Origin of the sequence: Segatella baroniae B14, from assembly GCF_022024235.1 — a bacterium.
Taxonomy (GTDB): Bacteria; Bacteroidota; Bacteroidia; order Bacteroidales; family Bacteroidaceae; genus Prevotella; species Prevotella bryantii.
In genome coordinates, this window is the sequence record NZ_CP091800.1 from 416082 (window position 1) to 442917 (window position 26836).

At 41.6% G+C, this 26836-nt stretch carries 17 protein-coding genes; 4 read left to right on the forward strand and 13 right to left on the reverse strand.

Going from position 1 to position 26836, the window contains the following annotated elements; all coding sequences use genetic code 11:
* Positions 1 to 2 precede the first annotated feature (2 nt).
* The 3 genes from L6469_RS11935 (at position 3) to L6469_RS11945 (ending at position 4812) form a co-directional block, all read left to right on the forward strand.
* Positions 3 to 1442 carry a family 2B encapsulin nanocompartment shell protein gene (locus L6469_RS11935; RefSeq protein ID WP_006283849.1) on the forward strand — a complete coding sequence of 480 codons (1440 nt, stop codon included), beginning with the start codon at positions 3 to 5 and terminating at the stop codon, positions 1440 to 1442.
* A 287-nt stretch (positions 1443 to 1729) separates the two neighbouring features.
* Positions 1730 to 2941 carry a cysteine desulfurase gene (locus L6469_RS11940; protein ID WP_143067147.1) on the forward strand — a complete coding sequence of 404 codons (1212 nt, stop codon included), beginning with the start codon at positions 1730 to 1732 and terminating at the stop codon, positions 2939 to 2941.
* Between the two features lie 320 nt (positions 2942 to 3261).
* A complete protein-coding gene (locus L6469_RS11945; protein WP_039871311.1) occupies positions 3262 to 4812 on the forward strand; it encodes an SLC13 family permease in 1551 nt (516 codons plus the stop codon).
* Between the two features lie 27 nt (positions 4813 to 4839).
* Here the strand turns inward: L6469_RS11945 and L6469_RS11950 are convergent, their stop codons facing one another.
* Genes L6469_RS11950 through L6469_RS11960 form a run of 3 tightly spaced genes read right to left on the reverse strand, consistent with a single transcriptional unit; the run spans position 4840 to position 8685 of the window.
* On the reverse strand, positions 4840 to 5775 hold the full coding sequence (locus L6469_RS11950) for a CapA family protein (RefSeq protein WP_006283852.1): 936 nt from the start codon (positions 5773 to 5775) through the stop codon (positions 4840 to 4842).
* Positions 5744 to 8167 carry a DUF3160 domain-containing protein gene (locus L6469_RS11955; RefSeq protein ID WP_074803006.1) on the reverse strand — a complete coding sequence of 808 codons (2424 nt, stop codon included), beginning with the start codon at positions 8165 to 8167 and terminating at the stop codon, positions 5744 to 5746. The genes L6469_RS11950 and L6469_RS11955 overlap by 32 nt, the downstream gene beginning before the upstream one ends.
* A gap of 5 nt (positions 8168 to 8172) precedes the next feature.
* The gene (locus L6469_RS11960; protein WP_223918730.1) at positions 8173 to 8685 is read right to left on the reverse strand and encodes a hypothetical protein; all 513 of its coding nucleotides are present in this window, start codon (positions 8683 to 8685) and stop codon (positions 8173 to 8175) included.
* A gap of 182 nt (positions 8686 to 8867) precedes the next feature.
* On the opposite strand from L6469_RS11960, the gene rd reads away from it, so the two are divergent.
* The gene (gene rd, locus L6469_RS11965) at positions 8868 to 9032 is read left to right on the forward strand and encodes a rubredoxin (protein ID WP_074548930.1); all 165 of its coding nucleotides are present in this window, start codon (positions 8868 to 8870) and stop codon (positions 9030 to 9032) included.
* 113 nt (positions 9033 to 9145) lie between these two features.
* Here the strand turns inward: rd and L6469_RS11970 are convergent, their stop codons facing one another.
* From L6469_RS11970 to L6469_RS12015, 10 genes are all read right to left on the reverse strand, one after another.
* On the reverse strand, positions 9146 to 9826 hold the full coding sequence (locus tag L6469_RS11970) for a hypothetical protein (protein WP_223918729.1): 681 nt from the start codon (positions 9824 to 9826) through the stop codon (positions 9146 to 9148).
* Positions 9827 to 9836: 10 nt separating this feature from the next.
* On the reverse strand, positions 9837 to 12152 hold the full coding sequence (locus L6469_RS11975) for a TonB-dependent receptor domain-containing protein (protein ID WP_223918728.1): 2316 nt from the start codon (positions 12150 to 12152) through the stop codon (positions 9837 to 9839).
* A gap of 387 nt (positions 12153 to 12539) precedes the next feature.
* Complete coding sequence (locus tag L6469_RS11980; protein WP_162091570.1) at positions 12540 to 13391, reverse strand: TlpA family protein disulfide reductase; 852 nt, start codon at positions 13389 to 13391, stop codon at positions 12540 to 12542.
* Entirely contained in the window at positions 13363 to 14946 is a 1584-nt protein-coding gene (locus L6469_RS11985) for a RagB/SusD family nutrient uptake outer membrane protein (protein WP_006283859.1), read from the reverse strand. Before L6469_RS11985 ends, L6469_RS11980 begins: the two co-directional genes overlap by 29 nt.
* Positions 14947 to 14958: 12 nt before the next feature.
* On the reverse strand, positions 14959 to 18540 hold the full coding sequence (locus L6469_RS11990) for a SusC/RagA family TonB-linked outer membrane protein (RefSeq protein WP_081456361.1): 3582 nt from the start codon (positions 18538 to 18540) through the stop codon (positions 14959 to 14961).
* Positions 18541 to 18547: 7 nt separating this feature from the next.
* Positions 18548 to 19609 (reverse strand): FecR family protein, encoded by a 1062-nt coding sequence (locus L6469_RS11995; RefSeq protein WP_074803012.1) that lies wholly within the window; start codon positions 19607 to 19609, stop codon positions 18548 to 18550.
* 65 nt (positions 19610 to 19674) lie between these two features.
* Entirely contained in the window at positions 19675 to 20256 is a 582-nt protein-coding gene (locus L6469_RS12000) for an RNA polymerase sigma-70 factor (RefSeq protein ID WP_074803014.1), read from the reverse strand.
* Between the two features lie 298 nt (positions 20257 to 20554).
* Positions 20555 to 22138, reverse strand: coding sequence for a SusD/RagB family nutrient-binding outer membrane lipoprotein (locus tag L6469_RS12005; protein WP_074803064.1), 1584 nt, complete (start codon positions 22136 to 22138; stop codon positions 20555 to 20557).
* Positions 22139 to 22157: 19 nt separating this feature from the next.
* Entirely contained in the window at positions 22158 to 25340 is a 3183-nt protein-coding gene (locus L6469_RS12010) for a SusC/RagA family TonB-linked outer membrane protein (protein ID WP_006281489.1), read from the reverse strand.
* Between the two features lie 687 nt (positions 25341 to 26027).
* Complete coding sequence (locus tag L6469_RS12015; RefSeq protein WP_006281490.1) at positions 26028 to 26756, reverse strand: YjjG family noncanonical pyrimidine nucleotidase; 729 nt, start codon at positions 26754 to 26756, stop codon at positions 26028 to 26030.
* Positions 26757 to 26836 lie beyond the last annotated feature (80 nt).

Sequence of the window (26836 nt, forward strand, 5' to 3'; positions counted from 1 at the left end):
ACATGGCAGAATCAAATCTACAGCGCAGTGTGACTACTGCTACCGCCAGAAGACTGGCTACTACTACTAAGACTGCTCCACAGATGGGCAGTATCACTCCTCGTTTGTTACTTAAACTATTGCCTTGGGTGCAGGTGAGCGGCGGTACTTTCCGCGTAAACCGAACGAAGGTAGAGCTTCGTAAGAATGACCGTTTGCCTATTCAGTTCGTCTACGGTCAACCGTCATTTACGGCCAAGGATTTGAAAGCCATTCCGCTGTTTTCAGAATTCGATGACGAAACATTAGACCGCTTGGTAAATTCTTTCGAGACGAAGGAGGTGAATGTAGATAAATTTTTCGTGGAAGAAGGTAAGGACAAGCAGCGTTTCTTCATCGTGGCAAGTGGACAAGCTGAAGTTATCAGCAAGGGTCCTCATGGCGAAGATCTCCGAATAGCTCTCTTGGGCGACGGTGAGTATTTTGGTGAGGCAGACCTTCTCGATGAGCAGATATCAACAGTCAGTGTTCGTGCAGTCACGCCTACAACGTTTCTTGGCTTGAAACTGAATGAACTCATCAAGGTTATTAAAGAAGTACCCGATTTTCGTGAAACTTTCAATAAGGCTGTCGATAAGCAGTTGCGCCTGAAGGCTTCTGTTAACGATAATGGCGAGAAGCATATTGACCTGTTGAGCGGTCATGAAGAGGATAACGTTATCCCTGAGACCTATATTGACTATGAAGAGAATCCTACAGAGTATAGTCTTAATACCCTGCAGACTGTAGTTCGAGTACACACTCGTGTTAGTGACCTTTATAACAATCCTTACAACCAGTTGGAGGAACAGTTGCGCCTCTCCATTGAAAGTATAAAGGAACGTCAGGAATGGGAGCTCATCAATAATAAAAAATTCGGTCTGCTTTCAGCTGTAAATCCTGCTTACCGTATCTCGGCACGCTACGGTTCACCTACGCCAGACGATTTAGACGAGTTATTGAGTCTTGTGTGGAAGGAACCTGCATTCTTTATAGCTCATCCGCGTGCAATCGCGGCTTTCGAACGCGAATGTACTTGGCGAGGAGTTCCTCCTGTGACCACCGACTTATTCGGTACTAAGGTTATTTTGTGGCGTGGTGTTCCACTGATTCCGAGCGATAAGGTAGAAGTAGAAGGACAATATCTAACAGGGCGTGGCGTAGGCACGACAAAGATTATTCTAGTGCGTACCGGTGAGCAGAATCAGGGCGTTATCGGTTTACATCAGAGTGGTATCCCTGGTGAAATAGCACCATCGCTCAGTGCCCGTTTGATGGGTCTCGATAAGTTTGGTGTAGCTTCTTACTTGCTTACCAAGTATTTCTCGCTCGCCGCACTCACCGACGATGCTATCGCTGTTCTTGAGAACGTAGAGGTAGGTTACTATCATGACTACCAATATCGTAACAAAATAGAGAAATAATGATTGATATCAATAATATAAGTGGATATAATATTGATGACTCTGGCTTCGAGTTACTTCGCCAGGTGGCTCAGAAATATTGTCCCGAGGAGTGGCAAAGCGAGCGAAGGACTGTTATTCCTGATGAAAAACTGAATTTATCAGCATTGATAGGACTATACGATACAACAGTCTCGAGTCCTGCAGAACAGTCGGTCACGACAACGCTTCCTCAAGACAATGGTTTCGGTATCGGTATTCCAGAGTCGGAAAAACTCCGAACTTTGCACTATGAAGAGGTCGATACCCTGAATTCTGAAGAGATCAAGAAGGATTTTCCCGTGCTCAATCAGCAAGTGAATGGGCATGACCTGGTATGGCTCGATAACGGCGCCACGACGCAGAAACCTCTGCAAGTCATCGATAAAATTTCGGATTATTATAAGACGTATAATTCGAACATTCATCGCGGTGCCCACACGTTGGCAGCTCGTGCCACTGATGCTTACGAGGAAGCTCGCGAAAAGGTGCAGCACTTTATTAATGCTGCTAGTTCTGAAGAAATTATCTTTGTTCGTGGCACCACTGAGGGGATTAATCTTGTGGCGCAGACTTATGGCAGACAGTATCTTACACCTGGCGATGAAGTTATTGTTAGCGAGCTCGACCACCATGCTAATATTGTGCCTTGGCAGCGTATTTGTCAGGAGAAGGGGTGTACATTGAAGGCCATACCGACAGACAAGAATGGCGACTTGGTACTCTCGGAGTTCGAACGGCTCATAACACCTCGTACGCGTTTTGTCAGCGTGGGCCATGTGAATAATACCTTTGGTACTATCAACGATGTAAAGCGTATCATTGAAATCGCTCACTCGCATAATATCCCTGTGCTGATAGACGGTGCACAGTCTATTGCTCATACGCCGGTTGATGTGCAACAACTCGGTACTGACTTCTTTGTGTTCAGTGGACATAAGATTTATGGTCCTAATGGTATCGGAGTGGTTTATGGGCGCAAAGATATCCTCGACAAGATGCAACCGTGGCAAGGTGGAGGAAACATGATTACAGACGTTACTATAGAGCATACGGAATATAATGTGCCACCAGCTCGTTTCGAAGCTGGTACACCTAATGTGGCAGATGCTATTGGTCTGGGTGCTGCTCTCGATTATGTACGTCACCTCGGTATCCGTAATATCGAAGCTCATGAGCATAAATTGACAGAATATGCAAGAGAGCAATTGGCTCAAATCAAAGGACTCACACTTATCGGCAACCCTAAACATCGTGTCTCGGTGGTTAGCTTTGTACTTGATGGTATCGCAGTACCTGAAACAGGAACCTTGTTGGACAAAGAAGGTATTGCAGTCCGTGCTGGACATCACTGTGCCCAACCAGCCTTGCGTGCTTTGGGCTATGAAATGAGCGTTCGTCCAACTTTCGCTCTTTACAATACTCGTGAAGATGTGGATAAATTAGTTATCGCCCTTAGAAAGATTGTTGGAAGTAAATGAACTTCGAAATGATGTGTTTTGGTCACATTTGAAAAAAAACCTTCAGATATATAACTTACAAGAATTTATCAACCCTGCATAAAACGCAATTTTTGCGGCTTTGTGCAGGGGTATTTTCTGTTTGTCTGAGTTAATATGTATATCATAGAATTTTATTGGTTAACAATAATTAACAAGAAAAACTTTGCTTATCTCTTACATTATCATTAAAAATTACTAAGTTTGTATTTATTCATAAGAACGCATTAAACTACAAATCGTATCAAACGTAACTGATTTTTTTGCGTGTATTGTCGCATTATAAACTTAAATTTTAGCTTATGAGTGAGAAACACATAAATGCAACTGTGAATCCGGCACCAAATTCAGGATCTTCTTTTGATAAAAAGAGACGTATTATAGGTTCTATTGTGGGGCCAGTTTTGGCTTTGTTTACCTGGTTTGTACCTATTGAGGCATTAAGTCCGGAGGCACATCATTTGCTTGCCATTCTTGCACTGATTGGTACATGGTGGATTACCGAACCTATTCCTATCCCCGTAACATCAGTGCTTGCACCTATCTTGATCGTCCTTACAGGCGTAGCACCAGTCAAATCGGCCTTTGCAGCCTTTTCAAGTCCGATTATTTTCCTCTTTATGGGAGGTTTTATATTGGCGAAGGCTATGATGGTAAATGGACTCGATAAACGTATTGCTTATGGCATTGTGTCGATGAAGTGGGTAGGAGATAATCCAAGGCGCATTTTCTTAGCCATCGGTTTGGCTTGTATGCTCTGTTCCGGTTGGATTAGTAATACTGCTACAGCAGCGATGATGTTCCCTATCGCTTTGGGTTTACTCGAAGCGATTCGTGAGATGCAAGCCGCTAATGGCAAGCATATAGACTTACACAATTATAAGTATGCCACAGGCCTGATGTTGATGACGGCTTATGCATGTTCTGTAGGCGGTGTGCTTACGCCTATCGGAACTCCACCTAACTTGATTATGATGGGGTTCTTGGATGAGATGGTACAGATACATATCGGCTTCTTTGAGTGGATGATTTGGGGATTTATAGCGATGATTATTTACTTCGTTATCGCCTATGTAGTACTGAGTAGATTGTATCCGTCAGATTGTGATCATATCGAGGGTGCACATGAGTTTATTCAGAGTAAGGTAGACGAACTTGGTCCGTGGACTCGTGCCCAGAAGAATACAATTATCGCTTTTTCTACGGCTGTTATTCTGTGGATTGCACCGGGCATACTGAGCATCTGTTTAGGTTCTGATAGTGAGATTCTTAAATCGTATAATAAATATATTCCAGAGTCAGTAGCTGCTATGGTAGGAGCATTGATGCTTTTCTTCCTGCCTATAAAGCATGGAACTGGTCAACGTACATTAGGATGGAAAGATGCAGTGCATGGCGTAGAGTGGGGTACCTTGTTACTTTTTGGTGGTGGACTTACCATGGGAGGAATGATGTATACCACCGGTTTGAGTGAGTGGATCGGCAATATCATTATTGCAGGAATTGGTGGCAGTAATAACCAGCTTATTCTCATCGCTGTATTTGCAGTAATGGCGTTGTTATTGTCTGAGCTTACTTCGCATACAGCAGCTACTAACATGATCGGTCCTCTTGCCATCACTGCAGCAATTAGTGCTGGCTTTAGTCCTGTTCCAGTATCGGTGGCCATAGCATTGTCAGCATCATTAGGTTTTATGCTTCCAGTTTCAACTCCGCCAAATGCTATCGTGTATGCCAGTGGCTATGTTCCAATAACCAAGATGATCAAGAGTGGAGCCTATATCGACTTCATTGGTATTTTCTTTGTAACCATACCTCTCGTATATTATCTTGTTGAAGCGATTGTACAATAAGTTATATCGATGAAACTGTAAAGGGAATTACAACATCTTGGGACAGCATTTCATGATGTTTACAGGTATGGTGCTTACTTCTGCATCTTGAGGTTTCACCACAATTTTTACCATACATGCTTTGCTGTTCAGATTCTTTTGTTGATCAAATATGTAATTTCCGATGCTGTAGTAGATAGAATGTCCATGATAATTTTCTATCGTTTGCAGCGTATGGGTATGATGGCCCACCAGAATATCGGCTCCGGCATCAATAATCTGGTGGGCCTGTCTGCGTTGGTTGAGCGTTGGGGTTAGTGTGTGTTCCTGTCCCCAATGCAGACTTACGATAATATAGGCTTCTGGATCTTGTTTTCGTAATAATGCTATTCGTTGTACCATACAGTCAATAGATTCTTGTGCCACACAGGGCCGGTCGGTAAGAAAGGCATAATTTTCAAGTGGCATCTTGAGTCTACTGATATACCATACTTTACGGGGATATTCGGCAATGCAGACGGGCTGAAGGGCTTCTTCCATATTTAGTCCGGCTCCAAGAGGAATCATCCCGTATTTTTTGATTTGCACTTGTGTGTCTGTCAGTCCTTTTCTGCCTTGGTCGATACTGTGGTTGTTAGCCAGGTTGATATGTGTGAAGCCATGTCGAGCTAATTGGCCAAGCCATTCTGGTTCTGCCCGAAACATGTAACGTTTGAAAACTGGCTGTTTGATAGAGGTTGCTGGACATTCGAGATTGCCGATAACCCTTTCTGCATGATGAAACAGGCTATCCGTACGAATATCAAGCAGTTTGTTGAAAGCAATTTCGATCGATGGAGCATGTTCAATAATTTGTCTCACACCGCGATCTAGCAAAATATCACCGGTAAGAATAATTCGAAGACTGTCTGCAGAGACCTTGGCCTGAATAGAGGTTAGGCCCCCGAATAAGCTAACAGCCAGAGCTATAAAATATCTCTTCATTTTCTTTTACCATATTTAGTGAAGGCAGACTAATCTCTTGCATCCATTCTGGAACAAATTTGTTTGGATTAGACTCCAGCTCTTTTTGCCATTCTTCGTCTGTAAGTCGAGGAAGGTCTGAAGGCATATTCAGTTGACGATAAGAAAGGATAGCTCCGCGGGTAAGGTATAGCTTACCTCCGATTTCTACGACAACATAGATTTCATAAGCTGGTCCAACACCAGCATAGACGACATGTTTGTTTTCGATATTATCGCCATTGCTGGTAAAGATATCTGCCACAATCGAGACTTTCTTGTCTGCTCCCACGATATCATTCCAATCTTGTATTTCTTCATTTTGTCGTAGCAGGTCCATGGAGATATATTCCACAGTGCTACCCATCACCTTGATGTTGTCATACTCTTCGTCGGTTGGCTCGATTCCTTTCAGTTCTTTTTCACTGATTTTCAGGCAGAATTCCATGTTTTCGCGTATTCTCTCAGTCACATTTTGTACTTTTTCGGTATACATGTTATATTGTTTGAAAAAGTTTGCAGTCTTATCAAGTAACGCGATAGCATTTTCCCAGAAATAAGTATTTGGTTCCACATAGCCTTTGGTGATAGGATCGTCAGGTCCGTAACCTCCACATTCAGCCCCAGCAGGTTGTTTGGCATAAAGTATAGCGTCGTGTTTCAGTTCCGCCCAGGAAGCCAATGCACTATTCAGGCATTTTTTCTGCCATTGAGGTGACTGCATGAAGTAAGGCATACCTTGAGTCTTGCTAAGTGTCGGGAGTATATGGAGCCACTGATTCGTCATTGTAGCCTCCCAAGGGACGGTTTGCATCACTTGTTTGGCGCTTTGTAATGCAGTCGTGAATCCCTTCCATTTCTGAGCTTCTTGAAGTTCGTTGAGAAGAATATTCTCAGCGGCTTCCCATCCCATCGAGGCCATGATATCCAATCCGTTTGGTTGTTCTCGTTTACATGGAAAAGTTTTGTTATCTACCATTTTCAGCATAACCTCGGCATCCGGTTGATAGCGTTGAGGCATCAGATTTATTTTGTAAATACTTGTTTTTTGGAATAGAGGACGTATACGAATCTGCTTATCGGCTAGAACTTTGATAATGTTACTTACTTTGCGAACGGCTTTCTTATTACTCAATTTTTGACCAAGTTTATTCCATTCTATTCCCACCTGTTCTATGGTCACATGGTCAGGTTTTCCCATCAGATAGGTTATTGGTTCCGCAATGGTTTGGTATGCGTTCTTGATAGCTGGTGTTTCTAGAGCCTGAGCCAACAGAATTGCTCTACGCATTTGCTCTACATAGTCGGCAGCCATCGGTATGGTTTGCAGCCACATCATTGTCCGGAAGTAATACTCTAGATTCTTTGTTCGCATGTAGTGTCCACGTGGACGAAAAAGGCTGTAAGCGAAGTTGGTGTTGTAATAGTCTGGTCCGAGAAACAGACTAGGATAATCACTATTGCTGTTGGCATGGAAATATTCCTCTTTAGCCAGTTGTAAGTATTTTTCGTTGAGGCGATATGACTTGAAATTGACATATTCAGGAGCCGTTCCTTTCAAGAGCTCTAGAGCTATTGCAAAATAGGTTTTGCACCATTCAGCATCGTCTGTGATTTCAAACTCTTCCTTACTGCCTGCTTTCAGATTGGTATTGGCTTGTTTCCATTGTGCTTTATCGAAATATTCGAATCCGAGTAGACAAAGTTTCTGTAAAGCAGGATACAGCCTTTGCTGTTCGATATCTCTTAAAACACAATCGAAGTAAAGATGATAGAGTTGCAAAAATAAATCGGTTGTAATAAAAGAAGGGAAGGTACGATAATCATTATTCTCGTAAATATGAAACAACTGGTCATAATTTGCCGGTGAGACAGCAAAGCCGTATCGGCCGAGCTTGTCCATCAGATTGTCAGGTCTTTTATCCAGTTGGAAAGGATTGATGAGGTTATCTAAATTTACTTGATAACCGTAGGGTGCGATAAAGTTTTTCTTTAAGAGTTCCTCTTCACGCTGTTTAGCCCTATTGATAAAGTCCATTTCTGCCTTCGAGTAGTGGTAAGGCAGTTTTTGACCGCCATCTTCTCGAAAGAATCGTCCCATCATGGTATCGTTATACCAGGTAGTGCTACTGAAGACTCCTCGAAGAGTAGCATCTTTAAAGCAATAGCCTTGTCGGGCTGCGAAGGCATTGCGGACAACTCGCAGTTCACATACATTGAGCTGACTTAAATCCATATTTAGATCAATGTTTTTTTTCAGTTTTTCTACATTGATGTGGGCTTTCCCTGGGAGTATAATCCCTTGTGCCATTGCGGTTACACCCAGTATGAGGTGTATGGTCAGCGTGAAAATAGTAGCATTTAGTTTTTTCATAACTATTATCGTTTAAATTGTTTTTTAGCTTCTTGTTCTGTAGTATCGTAAATCAGATATCTGATAAAGGAAGGACCAAATTGTCCCATTTTAAACTCGGCAACCAACCATTTATCCCCCCGTTTCTCCAAACTTCTGATATGATGATTTACACATCTAAAATTTTGTAGACTACCGGCCAGACGGGATCCTAGCCACATCGGTCGAATTTTACCATTGACATTCTTAAAAATAAAGAGTCTTCGAGCTTTCTGGGGATAGAATCGGGTACCTTTGACCACTCCGATAAGAACTTCTTCTGTACCGTTATTGTCTATATCAGCCGTTTGCATTTGATATATCGGATAGGGCAGTGGCCACTCATGGAGTGACGAATCGGTTTGGAGTTGTAAATAAGATAAACTGTCGTTTACCTTTCGTAACCGATATGTCTGTGCATACATCTTGTTAATGCATAGTATACTTAACAACCACGCAATGCCGACAACACTCCAGATAAGATGGTATAGAGCGTACATGATGTTATCGTAATATTCTTTTTATATGAGTAATGATGAGTTAATGTTATGCAAAGATATAAAACATTTATATCGTTTATTTATTATTTAACACTTTTTTTCTGCACTTATTAATAAAATCTTTTATATTTGCAATAATGAGATTAATAAAAATAGTATTATACCCTTAAATTCAAAACATTATGAAAAAATACGTATGTAATGTGTGTGGTTACATTTATGATCCAAAAGTAGGTGATCCTGATAGTGGTATTGCAGCTGGAACAGCTTTTGAAGACATCCCAGATGATTGGGTATGTCCGCTTTGTGGAGTAGGAAAGGGAGACTTTTCTCCAGTTGAGGAATAATAAATATTATATGTAGGGGAGAGCTACAGTTCTTTCTTATAGTGTATGATATGTATGAGGTTGTGTCAAAAGTAGCAGACACAACCTCTTTTCGTCTTACACATCCCCTCCCTTTATCGATTAGCTACTATTATTTTTCTAGTCATATCAGCAAACCCCTCAAGAGTTATCCAGGTGTTAGGGAGCAACTCTGGTTGTGTTGCGTCCCAGTGATATAGAGCAGGGAAAGGGTAACTCTTTTTATCTGATTGGATAATATAAACAATAGCGTAGTAATTTCCTTTCAGCATTACGCGGTCAACGCACAACACTCGCTTTTTCGATGGCGAAATGATAAGGTTACGCCAAAAATCTTCATTCTGCAATTTACGATTACTATTCCACTCACCTGGTAATTCTACGACACAGTCACTCTTGATATTCAAAGAATAGTTAGGTGCCCATTCATGATTATCTTTGTCAAGTCTTAAAACCATGAATTTATCTGCAAATACGAATTCTACTCTTTTGTTCTTAAATGGCAATTGGTTGATGCTTGCTTTAATTAAATCATAAGCTGCATACTGATGATTATAATTCGATTGGTTAATAAAATTCAACTTATAACCACCTGTATAATTTGGAGACAGTAAATCTTCCCTCAGCGGATATTTAATATTCGTTTTAGAATTGATAATCTCATATGGATTCTCTTGAATACTTAACTCTGAAGAGTCTGTAAAATCGAAATTCGAGTTTGCACATCCTGATAACAGAAGGGCAGCCAGCATGATAACTATTGAATTTTTCATCATATTATGTTTATTAGAATCGACGTATTTCATTTGACTTCGTATTTGCTTGATGTCTTTTTTGTTTATAATTAAATGAATAAGAAACCAAAAGGAAAACATTTTTGTTATCCCTATTGCTGTATGAAGCATCATTTATCCAATCACATCGTGTCGTGCTAGTACGTGAGCGAGGGCACAAAACGTTATTGACTGATAATTCGAAAAACCAGCTTTTTATATTTTTTGAAAGAGAGAGTTGAGTGTTCCATTGTTCCGTAACCTCCCTAAAGAGAGAATAGTTCTTGCCATAGTAGTCTACAAACAGCGTGATACTAAAGTCATTTTTCAACTCGAAAGTATTATGCACTTTGAAATTCACATATGGATGATTGAAATGATAAGGAGTATCCATATAGGTATATGAGAAAGTTTGCCCACCTAATCCAATCTCAAGGTACGGCGTATAGATACCAAAATGTTGCCACCAGTTTACTCCAACATTCCATCGTTTATAATTTGAAATATTTGTTGCCTGAGACAATACGATATCTTTTGATTCTCCCAATAAACTTCTCTTCATGGCGATATCATCATTAACGAAATCTAATGAACCTATCAAGCGTAAGTTCTTGTACGATGCTAGCATATTAATAGAATTCGTATAAGAATAATCTAACTTGGAATTTCCTTGGACATAGTAGTAGCGGCTTTGATATTCTATGTTATCATTCAGTTCACCATAGTTAGGTCTTCTGACGGTTTGTCTATAGCCCAAAGAAATATTAGAGACATCATTTGGATGATAGGATATATTCAATGAAGGGAACAAATCATTATAATCACGACTTTGAGATTTCTGCTTCATATTTCCGACAAAATACTGCCAGCTGGCATATTCATAACGCAATCCTGCATTCATGGAGAATTTCCCTATCTGGGTATTTAGATTCGCATAAGCAGCTCCAAGAATTTGTTCATTTTTATTCTCCGCATTTTTCATTTCTGTTTCGATATTATTTTCATCGAAATCGAAAGTTTGTTTATAGCGTGAATAGGTGAATTCTCCGCCATAATTAAGAGAGACTTTGGTTGTTATCGGAGTATTGATGTCTGCAACAAAGGAGTTCATCAAATAATGAGACTTATTTTTCGTTGAGACCTCTACATCATTTTGTTCCCCGTAGAATAGTTTTCTACTCTGCGTTCCGACTAAGATATCATCCGTAAAGTCAAGTCTTGTCTTGCCAAGAGAAAGAGTGTAAAATGTATTCGTAAGCCATTGAATCGGGACATTTTTTGATTTATTTATTCCATCTGTATGAAAATCATTAACCCCATCCGTGTAATGATTAATTATAGCATCATCAATAGTATGGTTATGCTCATATTTTGTAATCCTTGTATTGAAGCCAATGGTTTGCCGGGTTGAAGGTTGATAGGTAATGCCTAAGTTACCATCAAGAAAAGTCATGTCATAGTCTAATGTCGTATTATTGGTATACAATAGATTAGGCTCGCTAATAACAGACGTTCTATCCTCGGTGTATTCCTGAGTTTTATAGTTGGCATGACCTATTCCTCCTGTGATTTGCCACTTACCGGAATTATACACTACAGAGGCACCCTCATTGTTGGAGAATTTTCTACCTTTAGTAATACTTGTATATGCATTTCCTCCCAATCCATCAGGGTTATCAACTGTAAATATCTTGATAACCGCCTTCACATCTGAAGAATACCGAGATCCGGGATTTGTAATCACCTGCACTTTTTTTATCCGGTCAGAGTTGATGGTCTTAAGGATATTTGCATCGTAAACTTTACTATTGTTTAAATAAACAACAGCCCCACCACGACCAAATATATTGTACTCGCCACCACCACCTGAGACAAATGGTATTTGATTCATTAAATTATCCAGCGAGCCAGCTTTAGCTAAAATCGTGTTTTGAACATTTGCAGTAATGATATCATTTTCATTTTTAAAAAGACTGCGCTTTCCTTTCACGACAACTTCTCCTATCTCGGTTGATTTATTTTTCAAAATAATATGTAGAGGCTGTTGAAATGTTTTCGCTAAACTGATGGTGTCAGACGACATACCTACATAAGAAGTTATAAGATAACCTGGGGTTTTCTTTCTTTGAATGGGTAAAGAAAAAGTTCCTTTTGGGGACGTTGTTGTTCCTGTAACAAAATGCATACAAGAATCGACTTGCACTACATTCGCAAATTCAACGACATTTCCGTTGTCATCGTAAACAATTCCCTCAATCTTTTGTTCCTGAGCAGACAGAGTTACAGGCGATATGACCAAAAGGGAAATAATTAAATTTGAGGTTTTCATAACTGATTTCAGAGATGCAATTTGGTGTTTTTTTTATATTTAATTATTGTCGGTTAATTTGTATTTATCGGCAAAAAACGTTCCTCAAAAGGGACATGCTAAAGTAAATATTAATTATCGAAATAAAAAAAACTTCATATATTTTAACCATTCTTTTAACTCTTGTTTATAATTAGTTGTGCTATTCATGCGCCGGCGTTTTTATGTTTAGATGTGCCGGTTATCAAATATATCTAATATTATCGATGACATTATCAGTGATATTATCGGTAATCATAAATACACTTAAAGGAGACTAGCATCACTGCTAATCTCCTTTTCAAGTAGAGTAGATTAAATTTCCATAATTAAGAAATTTAACTTTTTTCGAGGGAAAATGATCTCATGTTATTTACTGTTTACGAGTTTATCGAAATAATCATTGAATTCAGGGGAAGACGGTCTCATCGCATCGGATGTGATGAAACGGCCTTGCCTGTCGACGATGATAAAACGTGGAATACCTATCACGTGATAGGTGCTATCGAGCACTTCATCGCCCTCGGGCGTAACCAGATATTGATGCCATGAAGTGGGATGTTTGGCAAGGAAAGCCGTCCAACGCTCGCGTTTCTTGTCACATGCAATACTCATGATATGTACGTCGCTGCAATGGTTGTAACGCTGCTGGAGTTTTTCTATGAAAGGTATTTCCTCAATGCAGGGCACGCACCATGTTCCCCAGATGTCTATAAACAGCAATTTGCCGCGGAAATCAGTCAGTTTAAGTATGTTTCCTTTTTCATCAGTAAATGTGAAGTCGGGAGCTGGTTTGCCAGAATAGAGGGCACTATTCTGGCGGACACTTTCTTCATAGGCATTCCGCACCTTCTGACGGATAGAGTCTGTGGAACTGGCAGCAAGATACATATCAAGGATAGGCTTGGGATCCTCGGTGGTCGTCATCTGTATCAGGTCGGTAGCGATAAAGCCTTTGATGCGCTCACGCCACTCTACATTTTCCAACTTTTGGTCAGCTACTTTCAGCATTTCCCTGAAATAGTCATTGCCATTCACAAAGTCTGTTTCAGGCAACTGAGCTATCATATATTCCATCAGAGCCTGAGCATCATAGGTATTAGGAATCGTAAAACGCTCACTCTGATTCTTCTGTGCACTGGCTGTAAGAGAGAGAGTTGCCAGTAGCACAAACATTGAAATATAGTAGAATCTATTCATCATAATTCCAATCTTCTTCATTTCTTTCATCATCTTCGTCTTTATTGATTTCAACTTTCTCCTTCAGGATATCGCCGGCGGTGTAGTTGTTCTGCACCAACTGATTACCACTACGGGTGATTTCGAGGTTGGTGAGGGGAATAGCGTAGCGCTTCGACTTAACAGGTAGGGTGTATTTGTAGACCATGCTATAGTCAACAATATTGTTGGATGCTGCGTAGAAAGTGTGCTCTACCGTCACATCGTCAGCAGTGGTTTCGTTAAAAGCCAGGCGGCGGATATCGAACCAGCGCATCACAAAGGGCATCTCACGATGGCGCTCTTCAAGAATCAGACTGATGGCCTCATCCTGACTGTCAGCAGACAAGTCTACCAGCTCAGCCCCCTGACGAATACGGGCACGACGCAACTTATTCAAGTACTGCATGGCCTCTGAGACCTTATTCTGTCGGGCCAGTGCCTCAGCGGCTGTCAGTAGCATTTCAGGAACGGTGGGACCCGATTGTACCTCATCGCCACTGATATAGTTTTTAAACTTACAATAAAGGATATCGTCTCCGAAACCACTCAATCCCGTATCCCATAGTCCATATCTCACAAAGAACTGCTTGAATCTCAGGTCGTTCTCCTGATCATAGAGAGCAATGAGACTCTCTGAGGGAATCAGATAGTTGCCGCTGTTGACAGCGAAATACTGTGAATAGTAGTTCTCCTGGTAGTCAGCCATCTGGTTGGGGGCATACTGATACAGTTCGGAATAATAAACCTTATTTTCCTTTCCACTGGAAGGATTCCAGAGATTGTTTTCAACGAGTTTCAGGGAGTTGTAGTCTTGCAGAGTTGCCTTTGTACTTTTTAGAGCCTCCTGGGCATACTGCGCAGCCTGAGCATAATCCTGTGTGAAGAGATAGTAGCGTGCCAGCATGGCCTGCACGGCAGGTTTGCTGACTCGCCATCGTAGATTAACATCACTGACAGGTGTCTCAAGGGCTGCCTGAAGATCGGCTAAAATAAAGGCGTATGTATCCTGGATGGATGAGCGTATCATGGACTCTTCATAGTCCGTTGACTGTTTCAGCGGCAAACCAGGTTCGTTAAGGTTCTCCTGAGCATAAGGCACACAGTAAGTCTGCACCAAGTTCCAGTTGGCCATAGCCCGCATGAATCGGGCCTCAGCGATGTAAGCCTGCCGTGACTGGTCGTTCAAATCCTCTACATTGTCGAGGTCATTTAGGATAAGGTTGGCCGTAAAGACCTTCTTAAAACCGTCCTCCCAAACTTCATTACCCCACTGATTGTTGGCAATATCGTCAACAGAGAAAACCAGTCCTCCTAAATAACTTTCCGAGAGCCAGCCAATCTGATCTAACATGTCAATTGTCAGACCGATGTCGTCTGAGGATGAAACAACAACAGATGTTTTGGCATTAAAGATGCTACTATTATTGAGAAGGGCCTCAATCTGCTCAGAACGGTTGATTACCTCATTATCCCCTTTGCTCGGCACCGTGTCGAGATAGTCGTTACAAGCGACAAATATCATTGAGACAACTATGGAATATATAATTTTCTTCATATCTGATACTGTTTAAAATTTGATACTTGCGCCGATTGTACATGTCAGTTCCGGACGGTAACTGCCAGGCAGATAGTCTGGATGATAGTTCTTGGAGTTGGCCGCCCAAATGAGCCCGACATTTTCCAGTTTTCCAAATACGGACACATCTTTCAGCCTGAGTCCAGTGAGCCATTTGTGAGGCAACTGATAATTCAGGTCAATCTCACTCAGGTAGATATAGGAGGCATCCTCCACAGCCATGTTGAGTGAACGTGGGTACATGCTCCACCCCGAGTAGCTCATCAGGCTGATGGGGTTCCCATCGTCATCGACGGTGGGCAGTGGCATCATGTTCGTCGGAGTGGTAATCACACTGCCCGAAGAGTCCATCAGATCACCAACCTGAGCAAGTACATTGCTTTTTTCACCCCAACTGGTGATATAATTATAGTTGAACTGTGGCATTGTCATCTTACCACCAAAGCGACCATTCATATAGGCACTCAGCGAGATGGTTTTCCATTGTACGGTAAAATTCAATCCTGCCGTATGAGGAGCAATCGTCGTACCCTGATAGTGAAGCAAACTTTTCCAGGGCAGATAGAACAGCGACTCATCATTGATGCTATACTTATTGCCTTCTGTATCAAGCACACAAGGTACTCCATTATTCAAACCGCCGTACTCAAAGGTAAAAATCGGGCTCATGGCATAGCCTGGAATATAGTCGGAATTGAGGAAATCGCTCACATTATTTATTTCCGTATACAGTTTCGTAACTTCATTTTTATTATAACTATACGTCAGGTTGCCGCTCAACGTAAAATCGCCAATAGCCCCTTGAGCACCCAACGAGAGTTCGATACCCTTATTGGTCAGTTCTGCATTATTGAAGGATGCCGATGACGTACCGTTGACAGCAGCGATATTCACAGAACCTAACACGTCAGTACTCTTTTTGTTATAGACATCAACAGAACCGAACAAATGGTTATTCAACAAAGCAAAGTCCAGGCCAATATTCGTGATAGCGGTCTTCTCCCAGCGCAGGGTAGGATTACCGTAGTCGTAGATACTGCCAGGGTACTGTCCTGTCCACTCGTCAACGCTTGATGAGGAGATACTGACCGTTGTATGCGCAGAAGAGGCCGTGGCAGCATTTCCGTTTTGGCCATAGGTGAGACGTAGCGTCAGGCGATTTACCAGATCAGTTTTACTCAGCCACGACTCATTGGCCAAGTTCCAAATCGCGCCCACTGACCAGAGGGGGCTCCAGCGATATTTTGGTTTCGAAGTTATTAGGTTTGAGGCATCGCTACGAGCAGAGAACGACACACCATAACGGTCGTCAAACATATAGGCAACATTACCATAGAACGATACGAAACGGTTGTGATTCCATGAGTCATAGACATGTTCCTTGCCATTTTGAGGCACACCCATGATGCTGCTCTGAGAGCCATCCATCGTATCAACATAGCCTTCTTGACCAACAGTGCCACCATTGGTTGCCGTCACACCCCAAAGATAGGGATTCGTCCAAGACTCGTAGTAATAGTTACTAATCTCATTACCAATCACGGCATTGATGGCATGCTTCTCTCCCAGAACTTTATCAAAGGTGAGGTCGTTGCGGAAGAGGTTACTGTGATTCTTACCTTTGTCATTGATGACGAGATCACCCGCCGGTACAGCAGAGATGCCCAGGGCATTGCCATCCATGTCACCGGGAGTGTAGTAATTCACATAGTAACGTGTATAGAAACTCTCCTCATCGTTTGTACGCTTCTGCGTATAACGACTTGACTCAAACTGGAATTTGGAATTAAAGCGCAGTCCGTCGATAATATTCACTTGTAAACCAGCCTGCAAGCGGAACTGGGTGTTGTTCACTCGCTGCCGACGACTTCGAGCCTCCTGAAGCAGGTTGTAGTTCATGTTGTGATAAGTGAATCCACTCCAGTCGAACATATTGAGCACATCACTGTTATAACTGCCGTGGAAGTGACAAGCGTAAGAACCATCAGAGTTCACTAGCATTTCATAGGGAGACAGGATACTCAGATTGCTGATTCCTATCTGTGAAGAGTGACGATTGTCATTCACCAGATTCAGCCCCAGATTCAGACTGACATATTTATTAATCTGGTATTCGTTCTGCCAGTCCATTTTCCACTGGTTGTTGCGACTACCTAGAAAATCCCCTTTCTCATGGATAAACTCTACCGAGAACCGCGTTCCCCACTGGCCGATGCCACCGCTGAGAGCTACGTTGGTCATACTCTGAAGGGGGCGTTGCAACAGATTGTCCCTGATTTGTTTCGTATTGTCAAGTGAAGCCAAATCTGCCAATTGACGATTCATCTCAGCCATATCCATTGTTCCCCAGTTGTATCCTTGATATAGAAGTAACTGAGACTTGGTAAGTCCTGAATAGAGGTTAGTGATATTACGAGAATATGGCGAACTGATCATACTTTTCTCAAAGAGCCATTTCTCATAGTTAATCGTCTGTGAAGCAGAAGTAAGATTAGTCAGCTGATGTACATTCTGTTTCTTAGCAATCGTTAACTGTGTAGAGCCTTCCACCGTCCACTGTCCATCTTTCTGACCTTTCTTTGTTGTGATTACAATAACGCCATTGGCAGAACGCGCTCCCCAGATACTGGCGGCAGCGGCGTCTTTTAGGAAAGTGATACTCTCGATATCCTTTGGGTTGATACGCTCCAACGCATTCAAATTAGGGTTGGTCGATGCTCCACTACTAGGATTATCCATCACAGGGAAGCCATCGATGACCACTAGAGGGGTATAGTCAGCATTCATCGTTGAGGTGCCGCGGATTGTGATGGTTTTACCACCGCGCCCATCATCCACACTCTGCATACCGGCTACAAGTCCATCAAGGGCTAAAGAAAGGTTTCCTGTATGGCGTTTCTCGATATCATTATGCTTCAGAATAGTAAATGAGCCCGTTGCCCGTTCTTTCGAAATGGTCTGATAACCTGTTACAACTACCTCATTCAGGCGGTTGTCTGATATCATCCTGATATTCTGTTTTATGTCAACCGTTCCCTGTGCGAAATCTGACGTGTGAGTCTGCATGCCCAGATAAGCATACTCCAACTGACAGACTGTCGTGGGGGCATTGATGACGTAATGACCGGTATTATCCGTTACCGTCTGTATACCCTTGTCTTTCACTCTGACAACAGCACCTGGCAGTGGCTCACCCTGATCATCACGTACCACGCCCTCAATATGGCGAGTACGCCCTTTCTGGTCGCGATGGGTGATGGTGACGATACTGCCATTGATGGTGTATTTGCACCCTAGCTGTTTGAGTACATCGCCCAACACACGTTCTGCAGACACATCCTTCACGCTGATCGTCACCAACGGCAGTTGCCTGATAAGTTCTGAGCTACAGACGAAGTCGAGCCCCGTCTGTTTCTTCATCTCCGCCAAGAATTCCTTCACTCCAACTTTGGTCAGGGTGAAGGTCACGGGCTTGTTTTTGACCGTCTGAGCCGTAGCGGGCAGCAAAGTCGCCGTACCCGCCAACAGAATCAAGACCAATACAAGCCGTCTCATAGTTGTCTTAACTTGCATCTTTTATTTATTTAATGGTTATCACATTTCCTTCAGTACGAATATCAACCTCAGCCACAGTGGCAATAGCCTCTAACGAGGCATTTATTTCATTGTAGCGACTCAGAATTCCAGTAAACAAAATCTCACGACTCGGCTCACTAAGGAACTGTACCTTCATGCCATACCAACGGGAAAGTACATCCATCAATCGCCAAAGTTGACAGTCCTCAAAAACAAAATGTCCAGTGTTCCAAGCAACGTACGGCTCTACATCGATATTTTCCATTAGACATTGATTATCGTTTATTGAACATTTCTGCTTGGGGCGCATGAGTTGTTCTGAACTACCTGAAGGGGTTACACCTACAGAGCCGTTTACGAGAACGATTTCCGTGCTATTCTTGCCTCGCGTAGAGACGTTAAACTCTGTGCCATAAGCAGTTGCCATACCTTGTGGAGTGTGGACTCTAAAGGGATGAAGACGATCTTTGGCTACCATGAAGTAGGCCTCGCCGTCAAGTAACACGTCACGAGTATTGCCTACAAATTTTTCGGGATATATAATGTGCGTATTATAATTAAGATGTACTAACGAGCCATCCGGAAGTGTCAGCCAAAATTCTTTATTACTACGCGTGGTTACTTGCTTGGCAGTAAGCAATTGCTCCACCACTTCATCCTCTTGGATATGGTAGGTTGAGTGTAGATTCTCACTTACTGTCTGTGTACCCAAATTTTGTACAAAAGGGGTTACAGAAGCCTCTTGTCGACCACTTTTCTGACTCATTGCTATGGCGTGCTGTACTTCCTCAGACACCGTTGGCGGGATAACTTTAGCGTATTGCCACCACCAAAATAGGCCACATACCAAAAACGCAGCAACAGCGGCAACCATGGCATATCGGTAGCGTCTGCATAATTCCAGACGGGGACTTCTGGTCATAGTTCCCGTTCTCATCAGCATCTGCTTCAGCGCCTTCTCTGCATCTGTCGCGGCATAGTCATCGTAGCGTCTGACGAGATCCTCGTCTTCCCCACAATGTTCTTGAATATCATGGAGCAAGTTATCTAGCGTTTCTTTGTTCATATAAACCCTTTTTTATCTCTATACGCATGAACACTCAAAAAGGGTACAAGTTTGTGCAAAAAAAATCAAGCAAATATAATCATCATCAGTGCTGCTGCCTCGGGAGAGAGCGACTTGCGCATTTTCTCAATTCCCCTCAGACGAATCTTTTTCACAGTATTGACACTTATCTGCATCGCCTCTGCAATCTCGTGATTCTTTTTTCCTTCCATGATATGTAGAAAAACTTCGCGATGTTTTTCTGGCATTTCATCAAGTGCCATGAATAACTGGCGATACAGTTCCTCTTTGTGCTGAACCAAATCACCGTTATCATCTGTCTGCATCTCCCGATAGATCTGTTCCACATGGATTGCATGCTTCTGCGTAACCTGTTGACGTCTCAGATAAGTGATACTCTCATTTCTCACAGCATTAAATAGATAGGCCTTCAACATACCTATCGTTTTGAATGTATTTTTATTTTTCCATGATCCATAGAAAGTTTCCTGAACGATATCTTCAGCAATATTCCTACCACCCACCATCTGCATGGCATAAGCAACCATAGCCTTATAGAAATGCCTATAAAGCATGGTTAGCGCTGCATTGTCCCATCGATGGATAACGTCAAGACTCAGTGGTTTTATGTAATTTCCCTCTTGCATTTTGATTCCAAAATTACTGAAAAGATTTCATATTGAAATGCTTTTCTGCTATTTTTTATCTGTTTTGTAAAAATATACCATGTTTACGGTATATTTCATTAAGCGAGGATTATAGGTGATATTATCGGTAATCATAAATACACTTAAAGGAGACTAGCATCACTGCTAATCTCCTTTTCAAGTAGAGTAGATAAATTTCCATAATTAAGAAATTTAATTTTTTCGTATTTATAATTTTTTGATAATCATCTCATGCCTTTCAACGTTATCAATAGAATTGATGTGTTGAGTATTTTGATTACTTATTAGCAGGGTGATCATATGTAGAAGTACGTACATCCCAGTACATCTTGCTGTAGTAATTATTGGTACCATCCTGGAGCTTTGCAACAGCAGCTTTCCAGTTAGCACCGTTTAATGTACTTTCGTTGGTAGGATACTTCACACGAGAAATGATATCCCCTTTAGTATCGCTCAATGGAGAGAATTTATACTTGGTAGTGCCTAGTATTGCAGAATACTCATTAGGGCGAACAATCTGTTCTGGATAACCTGTACGGCGAATCTCAGTCCATGCTTCAGTACCATTGCAGAAGAGATCAAGATACTTCTGGATAGCTACGGTCTCAGCATCAACTCTGCCAGAAACGGCTGATACATAAGTATCTATATCTTCGGCAGAGATAACGCCACCTGCTAAGTTAGACCAGTATTCGATAGATGCACGTACACCTTCTTCGTAATCACTCTTGTTATAACCATTGTACTCTGCTTCGATAAACTTCTGTTCTGCATAAGTCATCAATGGTACTGCAAAGTTTTTGGTCAGACACAATGGTGGGTTAGAGGACCAGTTGGTAACTTTATCCTGAGAATAAAGTTTAGCCTGGATACCAGTCTGAGTAGCTACTGCCATACCGTTATAGTCACCATTTGCGTTAGGAGAAGAGTAAATCTGCAAACGTGGGTCTACTACACCTTCCCATGGATGTGATTTCTGGTTCAAAGTATCAGGTTGACCTTTTAGCAAGTCAGCAAGAGTCTTGTTCAAGCTGAAGTCGTTACGTCTGTCAACGAAGTAACCCTCGTATAACTTACAATAGTCGGTACCAGAACTTACATACTTAAAATTAGCAGCATCATCATTGCTTGTCATCACACCACTGGCAAGAGCCTCCTTGATGTATGTTTTCCAGTTAGAATCAACCTTAGAGAGGTGGATGGCCAAACGGCATTTCAGCGAGTTACCAAACTTTTTCCACTTTGATGCATCACCGTTATAGATAATATCGCCCGATGTAAAAGCTACTTCGTTCTCATCGATCATATTTACAGCCTCAGTCAATTCATTGATCATATTCGTGTAAATATCTTTCTGATCATCGTAAGCAGCATAGAGTATACCTTCGTCTTCCAGTTTCGCCACTTCAGAGTATGGTACGTTGCCCCATGTATCAGTGATGACATCCATCAACCACACCTTCATAATCTTGGCAGCAGCAATCTGGTTGGCATTAGCACCATATGCAGAGTTTGTAGCAGCGTGATTATTCTGATTCTCCTTAATTACCTTATCAAAGTTAGCAATACCCTGATACAGATAATTAAAGTAACTGTTGTTTACAGATTCACGAATCTGGTAACGGTCTTCCTCTGTATAGTTAATCTGGCTCCATTGCTGTGCATAAGCCAAACACTGGCGGCCACTAAACCATACATCGTAGATATTATCCATAGTCCATTTTTGAGCACCTTCCATCAACATATTAGATGGAACAGCCGATGCATTGTTAGGACTCACATTCATTTGCTCCAAGTCGCTGCACGCAGTGGCAGAAAGAGCGATGCATCCTGCATATATATACTTTAAAAACTTATTCATTGTCATTTCTCCCTATCAATTAAAATTTGAGATTTACAGTAAAACCATAGCTGGCTACCATTGGAGTAGCACCACCCTCGATACCCTGAACGTTACCAGATGAGGTGACAATCATTTCTGGGTCAAAGTGCTTGGTATCAGGACCCCATACGGCCAAGTTGCGACCATAAGCAGAGAGGCGAAGATACTTTACAAAATAGTTTGGATTCAACTTGAAGGTGTAACCCAGGTTGATTTCGCGGAGTTTGATGTAGTCAGAACGTAATACATTCTGTGCACCAGGACCAGTATAATAGTTCTCAAAGTAATCACGTGCATCTACAGTCTTGGTATTTACACCAGTACTCTTGTATGTACCATCAGCATTCTTGATGAGGTTACCGCTTTCATCTACAGCAGCAACATATCCCTGTGCTACGATACCATTCTCACGAACACCATTAGCTGCAGTTTCTTCGAACATACCGCAATATGTACCCCACATCTGTGTGGTAGAGAAGAAGTGACCACCCTTAGAGAAGTCAAACTGTATGCTTGCATCGAAGTTCTTATAGCGGAATGTGTTGTTCCATCCACCTGTAAAGTCAGGGAAGATGTTAGCAACACTTACGTAAGAATCGGTAGCCAAATACTGACCTGTTTCTGGATCAACCAATTTGTGACCCTCTGAATCATAGAGGAAGTCTTTCGTACGGATGACACCATATTCTTCACCAACAACAGCACCGATTTCAGCTGCGAATGGAGCGCTGGCGATACGATAGTAATCTACACCATCGGTAAGACTCTTCACCTTGTTCTTGTTAGAAGAGAGGGTGAGGTTGGTGTTCCACTCAAAGTCTCTATTCTTGATAGGTGTAGCATGGAGTGCGAACTCAATACCGCTGTTAGAGATTTCACCAGAGTTGATCATCTTATACAGATAACCGGTTGTACCTGATACAGACAAAGGAAGAATTTCGTCCTTAGTATTGGTATGATAGTAGGTGAAGTCGAAACCTAAACGATTATTCAAGAACGATGCCTCGAGACCGATTTCGAATGAAGTGGTAGACTCTGGTTTCAAGTCGGCATTATTTAATGTGTTAGGTAAGCGATAACCTGGAGTATTACTGTCGATATTGGTATACTGTGTATAGGTAGAATAGATCTGATAAGGATCGGTATCGTTACCTACTTGAGAGAAACCAGCACGAATCTTACCGTATGACAACCAAGGTGCTTTTTCCTTCAAAACCTCAGAGAACAACCAGCTGGCTGATACAGAAGGGTATACGTAGGTGTTATTGCTAGAAGGAAGAGCAGAAGACTTATCACCACGAAGAGTAGCCTCCAAATAAAGTTGGTCTTTATAGCCCACTGTTACATCAGCAAAGAGAGAGTTAGTACCCTTTTCACGCTTTAAGTTATCTGATGTTGGTGTAGATATAGAGTTGGCTAGATTATAGAAGTCAGCGATAGCAAGACCGCCCTTTGTCGTACCATAAAGATACTCATAGTGGCGCTTCATGATATTGGCACCGACATTGGCACTCAGACTGAAATCCTTAAATTTCTGAGCATATTGCAACATAAACTCGTGGTTGATTTCATACTGTTGACGACTATACTCTGAATATTTAGACTCCTCTTGTGAACCGACAGCATTACGCTCATACTGCTTGTCTACATAAAAGTCAAGATTAGCCTTATACTGGAATTTCAACTCAGGAAGAATCTGATAGCTGAAACCGAGATTACCATAAATACGGTTACGAACATCATTTTCATAAGTCTTATAGCGGCTCCAGTATACATTGTTGTGGTAAGCTGGAGTAGGATCATCTACGCTATTACGGTTCCAGGTAGCCTGTGTTCCGTCTGGATACATATAGTATTCTTCCAGCTCGTTCATATTTAGCTGACGCTGACCCCACTGTGTGAACTTAACCATGATGTTATTATCACCATAACCAGTATCCTGACGACCCTTGGTACGGTTATTAAAGTAGTTCACATTCGTGAAGATATTCAGTTTCTTATCCTTGCTGGTTACGTTACCTGTAACATTCAGTGTATTTTTATACTGACTACTGTTTGGTAAATAGCCCTTCAGATCAGTATTGGTATAAGATACACGGAAAGAACCATTGTCTAGAGCCTGAGATACGGCAATATTATTGGTGAAAGAAACACCGGTATTAAAGAAGTCACGATAGTCAGAAGAAGCAGGACTCCAAGCCGATGTCGTAGGATCGCCTACTTTGCCATTTGCTTCCCATTTCGCAAGATCATACCATGAAAGTACCTGTCGGCCATCGAGTTTTGGACCCCAGCTTTCATCCATACCGTAATCTACAGTAGTATATTCTTTACCATTGATAATAGCTGTGCCGAAATCATCTTCGCCATAACCACCACCATATTCGCTCTGCAGTTTAGGCAATTTAGTAACAGACTCAAAACCGACAGTTGAAGTAAAGTCTACCTGTAAGTCTTTACCCTTAGCATGCTTTGTAGTAATCATGATAACACCGTTAGCAGCACGGCTACCATAAAGAGCTGTAGCAGCAGCACCCTTCAATACAGAGATATTTTCGATATCATCAGGGTTGATATCCTGTACCAAGTTACCGTAGTCGTAACCACCAGCACCGCGAGCGGTACTTGTGCTGTTGTAGTCAGTACCCTCGATAGGCACACCATCTACAACGAAAAGAGGCTGGTTATTACCAGAAAGTGAGTTGTTACCACGAATCAAAATCTTAGACGAGCCACCCATGCTACCAGCACCAGATGAGATACTCAAACCAGCTACTTTACCCTGAAGTGCATTAACAGGGTTGCTCAAACCACCACGGCTTTTCAGCAAATCAGAACCAGCTACCTCACTGACCGCATAACCCAGTGCTTTCTTTTCACGAGAAACGCCTAAGGCTGTAACTACAACCTCGTTCAATAATTTGTTATCTGGATCTAGGCTTATTCGCAAGTTACCAGAGGCATTTACTGTTTTTTGCTGCATTCCCAGATACGAAATAACGAGTTTTGCACCACTTGGTACTGATAACGAGAACTTACCATCAACATCGGTAAGTGTTCCCGTTTTAGTTCCAGCGACGATGACAGAAGCACCAACTACTGGTAAGCCATCTTCGCTGAAATTACGGTACCCTGGACTTGTGTTTGTGCCATTGCTATTCCGCAACTGAGGAATGAGCATGCCAAAATTGTCGTAAGTCTTTTTTCCATAAAATCTCTCTTTAAACTAAATGTTCTAGTTATAAGTATTATTCACATTTTCTCTCTCAAATCATCTTGCAGAAGTAGTAATAAAGGTAGACAAAATCGGCAAGATTCTTACGATTTGATCCTTAACAGTTGCAAATATAAATCAAATTTATTAAACATACAAATATTTTTCTTCTTTTTTGTTAGAAAATAGCTTTTTTATGTTACATTCTAATACTAAAAGTATGGTATATGATTATAAATAGAAATTTTATGTATGTTTTGCTTCGCAATCTGTTAAGTAAGCCTAGCTTCTTCCACTCTTCCGATGGTTAAAAGAATAGTCTATTTTGTTCTTTTTAATTTTATTTGCTGTTTTCCTTTCATAGTGCAAGGTGTTAGTGCTGTTTATGTGTTCTTTTGTTATGTTATGTATGCAAAAATAATCAAAACGTTATTTATTTACGTTATTAATTAGCAATAATTTATTAAATATCTTGTAATGATTACAAAATGATAGTTTTATCTTTTATTTAGCTATTGATATAAAAGTAATGCGGTTATAATTGTTTCTATTTGATAGATGTTTGATAATTTTTGAAGAGCGATAGGGGATATGTAGATATTGATTGGCTGGAATATACGAAGTAGTATATATTCGAGTGCAAAAAGCTAAGGATTATAGCATTTCTTGTATTTGGCTGAGTTTATCAGTCGTCAGCAGAATATGCGAATCCATATCTTTTTGCACATTCCATCGGTTGAACCAGATGGCATCGAGCCCATAGCCAAGTGCACCAAGAATATCCGTATTATAATTATCGCCAATCATGAGTGTGGAGTCCTTGTCAGCTCCCGTAATATGAAGTGCATAATCAAAGAAACCCTTGCCAGGCTTGTTTTCTCCTGCATCTTCACTGAGTATAATATGGTCGAAATACTGGAGCATATCCGAAGCTTGCAGCTTCTTATATTGTACTTCATGGAAGCCATTACTACAGATTGACAGATGATAGCCCTCGTTACGAAGATACTGCATTAAATGGTGTGCTCCCTCCACGGTACCCGGTTTGCAAGAGCAGAGATCGAGATATTGGTCACTCACCTCACGGCAGAAATCGTCAGTTAGCCAACTTGTATCTGTGCCTGGCAGGCAACATTCAAGGATAGGGCGTCTGAATCGTTCTACGATGAGCACATCACGTGTCATCTCTTTGCGGGTATACCGTGCCCACACATCCTCGTTAGTTGTCCAGTATGCAGTAACGAATGCATCGAAATCAGGAATCATGTTAGACCAAGAACGGAGCTCGTAAAGTTCGCGTAGAGCGATTGAATTATTACCACGAGTATCATAGAGTGTATCATCGAAGTCGATGAACAGGTGAGTATATTTCGGATTTTTCATGTGTGCAAAGGTACGAAAAAAAAATATTGTTATCAATTATGTGTCGTTTTATGTTGACTTGGACATGCCTAATAGCTTAC